Origin of the sequence: Actinomadura sp. GC306, assembly GCF_004348665.1 — a bacterium.
Taxonomy (GTDB): domain Bacteria; phylum Actinomycetota; class Actinomycetes; order Streptosporangiales; family Streptosporangiaceae; genus Spirillospora.
The window spans coordinates 1-6729 of the sequence record NZ_SMKM01000330.1; the positions used below are offsets into that span (position 1 = coordinate 1).

Here is a 6729-nt window from a genome sequence, read left to right on the forward strand (position 1 = left end):
CGACGATGGCGCCGCCCGGGACGAAGCTGCGCACCATGTTGATCTTCAGTGCGGTGCTGTTGGCCACGTCCACCGCGGCCTTCTGGTCCTTGTCGACGGTGATGAGGTCGGCCTGCGCGGCGATCATCTTGCCCTTGCCGTCCTCGGTCTGGACGGTGCTGCGGATGTTGCGGCGGTGCTTGACCGGGACCCCGGTGCGCGGGTCCACCCAGACCGTGTTGTACGCCTCGGTGTAGCGGGCCACCTTCTGGTCGCCGGCGTCGTCGGGCAGGCCGAGCATCTTGGGCGGCAGCTTGGCGTCCATCTCCGCGGTCTTCGTCAGCGGGATGGTCTGGGTGAAGCGGTAGGTCGTGAGCCCCTGGACCTCCTCGACGGCGTTGAACTCCATCGGCGCCGTCTGCTTGGTCGTGGTGTCGAAGCCCGGGTAGTCCTTCTTCTCGACGTTCCCGAGGGGGAACAGCAGCCCGTAGCTCCCCGCCATCCGGACGCCGCTGTCGCCGTCGACGTTGGTGCCGCAGCAGTCGGTCAGCACGCTCGTCCGCCGGTCGAAGGCGATGCGGTACGCCTGGATCTGGATGGGGTTGTCCGGGTTGTCCTTGTCGTAGATGTTGGTCGTCGAGTCCCAGACGGCGATGTCGTCGTCGCCCTCGTTGGCGCGGACGTCGCCGCGGACGGTGCTCTTCGCCTGGAGGGTGACCCCGGACTTGTGCTTGAGCTCGGCCTGGTCGAAGTACGTGGCGTTCTCCGACTCCAGGAGCGTCACCTGGTAGCGGTTCAGCGGAGCGACGATGACCTGGTCGGCCACATAGAAACGAACCAGGGGCGCGAGCGTCAGGAAGAACGCGCCCAGGCCGATCAGGAGCAGTCCGATCGGTCGCCGCATGAACACCTCCAGGGGGATGCCGTGATTCTCGGGCCGGGAGGCCGGTCTTCGGCAGGTGCGCGTTACCCTACAGGACGCTGTACTGGCCGGTAAGCTCCGTTCGGCAGCTCAGCCCCCAATCGAGATCCCCCCGAACCAGGCTCCATCCGGACCGGGTCCCGAACACTGCGAGGTGGCGATGACCTCGGCGCCCCCCACGCCGGACCGGCTGTTCCCCGCGCCCGGCGACCGCGCCCCCTCCCCCCACAGGGCCACGCTGGCGCGGTCGGTGCGGCTGCTGACCGCGTTCCGGCGCGAGCACACCGATCCGGCGTACTTCTACGAGCTGATGGCGCGCGACACCGTCGCGCAGCTCGGCTCGTACACCGTTCTCCCCGGCGCCACGGTCATTGACGTGGGGACGGGTTCCGGCTTCTTCGCGCGCGCACTGGCCGAGGCCGGGGGACAGTGCGTGGGCATCGACCGCGACCCCGCCGAACTGACCGCGCACGGCGCCGCCGCCCCGAACACGCTCGTCGGGTCCGCCCTCGCCCTTCCGTTCCGCACCGGCTCCTTCGACGTGTGCTTCTCGTCGAACGTGCTGGAGCACGTCCCCGAGCCGTGGCGGATGGCCGACGAGATGCTCCGCGTGGTCCGCCCCGGCGGGACGGTGTTCCTGTCGTTCACCAACTGGCTGTCCCCGTGGGGCGGGCACGAGACCTCGCCGTGGCACTACCTCGGCGGCGACCGGGCCGCGCGCAGATACGAGCGCCGCCACGGCCGCCCGCCGAAGAACCTGTACGGGGAGAGCCTGCATCCGGTGTCGGTGTCGGCCGCCCTTAGGTGGGCGCGGGGCCGCGACGACGCGCACTTCGTGGCCGCCGTGCCCCGCTACCATCCGCGCTGGGCCGGGTGGATCGTCCGCGTCCCGGGGGTGCGGGAGTTCGCCACCTGGAACCTCGTCCTCGTCCTCCGGAAGAAGGCCGCGTGAGGCCCGCCGCCCAGCCGGCCCGGCCGGCGCCGCCGCCCATCTCCGGGCACCAGCCCACGCTCGAAGGCGTGCGCGCGGTCGCCGCGCTCAGCATCCTCGTGTACCACGTGGCGGCCACGGCGGGGACGCTCACCCAGGAGGACGGCTTCGGATGGCTGTTCAACGGCGGCCAGGTGGGCGTACCCGTCTTCTTCGCCCTGTCGGGGCTTCTGCTGTACCGCCCGTGGGCGGCGGCGGTCCTGGACGGACGGGCCGCACCGCGCGTCGGCCTGTACCTGCGCAAGCGGGTGTTCCGCATCATGCCCGCCTACTGGGCCGTGATCGTCTGCTTCATGGTCACGGCGGGGCGGGAGCACATCGATGACCCCGTCACATGGGTATCGCTGCTCACGCTGACGCAGACCTACTTCCCGGACATGTGGTGGGAGAGCGCACTGGGCCCGGCCCATCTGGGCCAGCTGTGGAGCCTGGTGGTCGAGGTCGCCTGGTACGTCACGCTGCCGTTCACGGCGGCGATCCTCGGCTGGTACGCGCGGCGCAAGCGCACCCATGACGTCGGCGTCCGGGCGAAGCGCCTCCTGATCGGCATCGGCTTCTACGCGGCCCTGTCGTTCCCCTACACGGCCCTGATGTTCTTCCCGGAGCGGAACCCTGAGCTGGGCCTGTGGCTGCCGCGGTTCTTCGTCTGGTTCGCGATCGGGATGGCGCTCGCGGTGGTGACGGTGTGGGCCCGGCTGGACGAGCGGCGGCCCGTCGCGGCGGTGTGCCGGGCCGTGTCGGACTCGTGGGCGGCGTGCTGGGTGAGCGCGGCGATGCTGTACGTGGTGTCGGCCACGCCCGCGACCGGCCCGCTCACGTTGTCGATGCCGAGCGGGTACTGGCCGTCCACGCTGCACCTGGTCGTGGAGGGGCTGTTCGCGGCGGCGCTGCTCGCGCCGGTGGCGCTGGCGCCCGCGGGGCATCCGGCGCTCGGCACCGTCCTCGGCAACCCGGTGATGGGGTTCCTCGGCCGGATCTCCTACGGCGTGTTCCTGTGGCAGCTGCTGATCATCGTCGGCTACTACGAGGCGACGGACCGGGTGTTCCGGGGGGATCTGGCGACGGAGCTGCCTCTGCTGACGGCGGCGACCATCGCAGCGGCGACGGTGAGCTACTACCTGCTGGAGCGTCCGGTGCAGCGGCTGACCCGCCGGGACCGTCCGCGCCGGGTCCCTGCCCGGGAGCCGTCCAGCTGAGCGCGATCGGCCCGCGCGCGTCGCCGCCCGGCGGCCGCGGCCGCCACAGCTCCGCGGCGATCCGCCCGACGACGACGAGGCCGAGCAGCTGGGGGGCGATGTCGCCCAGCGGGCCGCCCGGCGCGGCGGGGTTGTCGATGCGGTTCAGCCAGGCGCCGGCGGCGAGGCAGCCGGTCCCGGCAAGCATGGCGAGCGCGATCGTCCACGGCGACGCCAGCGCCCGGATGACGGCGGACTCGCGGGTGCGCGCCCAGCCGCAGCAGGCCGCGACGGCGGCCGCGACGGCCAGGCCGGGCGCCCCGGCGACCCAGCCGCCGAGCGCGGCGGCGAGCGCGACGGCGGCCCAGGCGGGCCACCCGGTGCCCCCCACCGGCGCGCGGCCCGGCCGCGGCAGCGGTTCGCGGCGGTCGCCGGACCCGCGCCGGGCCGGCCAGACCGCGACGATCAGCAGCAGGATCAGCAGGTTCAGGCCCGCGACGACCGCGGCCCGCTGCGCCCGGTCGGGGCCGTAGGCCAGCTCGACGACGCCGGCGGTGCCCGCGGGGACGAGCCAGCCCTGCTTCCAGCCGTCGAGCCGGACGGGCCGCAGCTCGGTGCCGCCGACGGTGGCGGTCCATCCCTCGTTGAAGTTCTCGTTCACGGTGAGGAACGAGGGCGCTGCGGCGTCCACCTCAAGCCGGCGCGTGCCGGCCCCCCAGCTGAGGATCTTCACCGGCCGCGGCGGCGGGGCCGCGGCCTCTTCCGCGGGCTCCGCGACGGCCCTGCCGCCGACCGTCGCCGTGTCGATCCGGTAGGGGTCGAGGGGCACGCCCGCCAGCCGGTTCTCGCCCTCGCTCAGGTTCGCCTGCTTGCACGCGCTGAACCGCAGCGGGCGGCCCGCGAGCAGGTCGCCGAGCGTGCCGGTGGCCTCCGTCTGGATGGCGGTCTCGGCGCCTGACCCGCCGGCGAGGAGCTTCGGCCCGAACCCGCACCGCAGCTTCAGCGGGTAGGCGCGCACGTCGGGCAGCGGGTCCACACCCGGGACGACCAGGTCGCTGAGCTGGACGGGCTGGATCTGGCTCCCCCGGAAGAAGGTGATCTTCAGCCGGTCGGTGGTCATCGGGGCGAACGACAGCCGGCCCGCGGTGTCCGCCAGCCCCTCCCGGATCTCGCCGCCCGCCCCCTCGATCTGGATGCGGATCGGCGCGGCCACCCCCGGCGGACGCTGGAGCGTGATCGAGGAGAGCCGCGTGGGGCGCTTCCACCGGACGCTGTAGACGGGGGTGTCCTCCTCCTCGGCCGCGATCCAGGTCGTCGCCGGGTCCCCGTCGAAGCCCGACCGCGCCTGGGCGGCCGGATGGGTGGAGACCGCCGAACTCGCGGCGACGGCCGGCTGCCCCTCGACGGACGTGTACCGGGCGATCAGGTCCAGGTCGGTGAGGACGGCCGTGCCCGTGACGGGGGCCTTGCCGGACACCGCGGACGTGAACGTCCGGTCGAAGGCGGCGCCCTCCTCGTCCTCGGCGCCGAGGTCCTGCGAGCACACCCAGCGCTGCTCGCCCCGCATGCACTCGTCCCTGGCCCCCGGGCGCCGGTTCATCACGTACGTGGCCGGGCCGTCGATCCCGGCGGGCGCGGGCATCGTGAACGTCCGGGTCGGCTTCACCCCGCCGATCGCCACCTCGGCCACGGCGGCGCGCGCGAACTCCGGCACGGCCGCCTTCGACGCGAGGCCCGTGATGCGCAGCCGGAGCCAGCGGGTGGCGCCTTCCGGCGCGCGGAGCGGCTGCGCCAGTGCCGTCCGCTGGACCTCCTGCTCCACCGCCCCGGTCTCGGTCTCCACCCGGACCCGCCCGACCGGCGGGCCGAGCGCCGGGTTCTGCACGAACGCCGCCGTCAGGCTCCCCACGTCCCGCGGCTGGTCGAAGTCGATCCGCAGCCACTGCCCGACCGGGCCGTCCCACCCGCCGGTCTCCCAGGCGGTGAACTGGTTCCCGTCGAGTGCGGCGTACGGGTACGCGCCCGGTTTCTGCGACTGGGCGAACACGTCCTCGTCCGCGGCCGACGAGGACGCCGTGACGTCGCGGACGCCGCCGCCGTAGGTCACGTGGGTGGCGTACCGCTTCCAGCCCTCGTCGAGGACGTCGGTGGCCGACCGGCGGTGCCGCTCCGACAGCGTCGGGGACGTCTGGTGCAGCTCGCCGAAGTGGCGGCGGATCAGCCGCGGCGAGTCGGTCACCACCGGCGATCCCCGCAGGTCGGGGGCGTCGTCGTCCAGCAGGACCGGCCCCGGGGGCAGCGTGCCGCCGTCCGCCATGGCGAGCAGCGACTCCGGCCCCCCGTACACGCGGACGGGATCGGACGCGGCGGCGAGGTTCGCGACGGCCTCGGCGCCCTCGACCTCGAAGACCTCCAGCGCGGGCCGCGGCTGGTCGAGCGCCGCCACCGCGTCGCCGTGGTCCCAGCCCACCGGCCCGCCGAACGCGGCGACCCGGCGCAGGCCGGGCGCCCCCTCCAAAGCCTGGTTGACGCGGGACGGCCACGCGCCGCGCAGCGTCTCGCGCCGCAGGTCGTTGCGGACCAGCACGTACCGGACGCCCATCCGGGCGAGGAACTCGCTGAGCCCCGGCGACCCCTGGCCCGACCGGACCTGCAGGTCGATGGCGTCCAGCGCGCGGGTGTAGCCGGGGGAACCGGCGGGGACGAGCTGCCGGACGCCCCACCGCGCCGTCAGCAGCGGCTGGACGATGTCGTCCATCGGCCGGCCCCACAGGTACTCGCCGAACGGCGCCCCCGGCACGGCCAGCACGCCCTGCTGCCCCGCCCGCGCGTTGATCCAGGCCGCAGCGTCCCGCCAGTACCCGGGGACCTCCCGGAACTCCCCCGGCCCGCTCAGCCCGCGCGACACCGCGGTGACGCCGATGCCGCCGATCGCGACGGCGGCGACGACGGGCAGGCCGACCAGGGTCTTCCACGCCCCGCCGCCCAGCGCCGGCCCGGCGCCGAGGCTGCGCACCCGGCCCTCCCGGCCGCGCCCGGTCGCCACGACCAGCAGGTGCGCGAGGCCGAGCGCGAGCGGCAGCCGGACGACCGCGTCGAACTTGTGCAGGTTGCGCAGCGGGGCGAGCGGCCCGTCCAGCAGCTCGCGCAGCTGGCCGGCCAGCGGGCCGGGGATCTCGCTGAGGTGGCCGGCGGACAGGATCGCCAGCCCGGACAGCAGCGTCACCAGCAGGAACGTCCGCTCCGGCAGCAGCCGCCCGAGCAGGCCCGCCAGGCCGAGCGCCGCGACCACGCCGGTGCAGATGATCGGCACCGGGCTGACCGACAGCGCGAACCCGACCGGCCAGCCCACCTGCCCGTCGAGGATCAGGTAGTTCACCCAGCGCTCCGCGCCGCGCAGCACGTTGATCAGGCCGGTCGGCCCGGTCGTCGTCTCGGCCCGCTCGGTGTAGGTGAGCCACGAGAACCCGTACGTCCCGGTGAGCAGCAGCGGGACGAGCCACCACGCCGTCGCCGCGGCCGTGGCCGCCGACCACCACGTGAGCAGCCGGATCCGGAACGACCCGCGCGGCCGCGTGACGATGTACAGGAACGGGACGACCAGGACGGCGACGGTCGCGGTCGCGTTGATGCCGCCGCAGCAGGCGACCGCCAGCCCGGAC

General features: G+C 74.2%; 3 protein-coding genes and 1 pseudogene. 2 read left to right on the forward strand and 2 right to left on the reverse strand.

Annotated features, from left to right (window positions below):
• Positions 1 to 883 (reverse strand): DUF3068 domain-containing protein (locus E1200_RS29690; RefSeq protein ID WP_131955394.1); only part of this gene is annotated, 883 nt, incomplete at its 3' end.
• A gap of 178 nt (positions 884 to 1061) precedes the next feature.
• On the opposite strand from E1200_RS29690, the gene E1200_RS29695 reads away from it, so the two are divergent.
• Together E1200_RS29695 and E1200_RS35035 are read left to right on the forward strand one after the other, a co-directional pair.
• Positions 1062 to 1853 carry a class I SAM-dependent methyltransferase gene (locus E1200_RS29695; RefSeq protein ID WP_131955395.1) on the forward strand — a complete coding sequence of 264 codons (792 nt, stop codon included), beginning with the start codon at positions 1062 to 1064 and terminating at the stop codon, positions 1851 to 1853.
• Positions 1850 to 3088 carry an acyltransferase gene (locus tag E1200_RS35035; RefSeq protein WP_243708932.1) on the forward strand — a complete coding sequence of 413 codons (1239 nt, stop codon included), beginning with the start codon at positions 1850 to 1852 and terminating at the stop codon, positions 3086 to 3088. Before E1200_RS29695 ends, E1200_RS35035 begins: the two co-directional genes overlap by 4 nt.
• 2191 nt (positions 3089 to 5279) lie before the next feature.
• Here the strand turns inward: E1200_RS35035 and E1200_RS35040 are convergent.
• Positions 5280 to 6722 (reverse strand): annotated as a pseudogene (locus E1200_RS35040) (alpha-(1->3)-arabinofuranosyltransferase family protein); the annotation flags it as partial.
• Positions 6723 to 6729 lie beyond the last annotated feature (7 nt).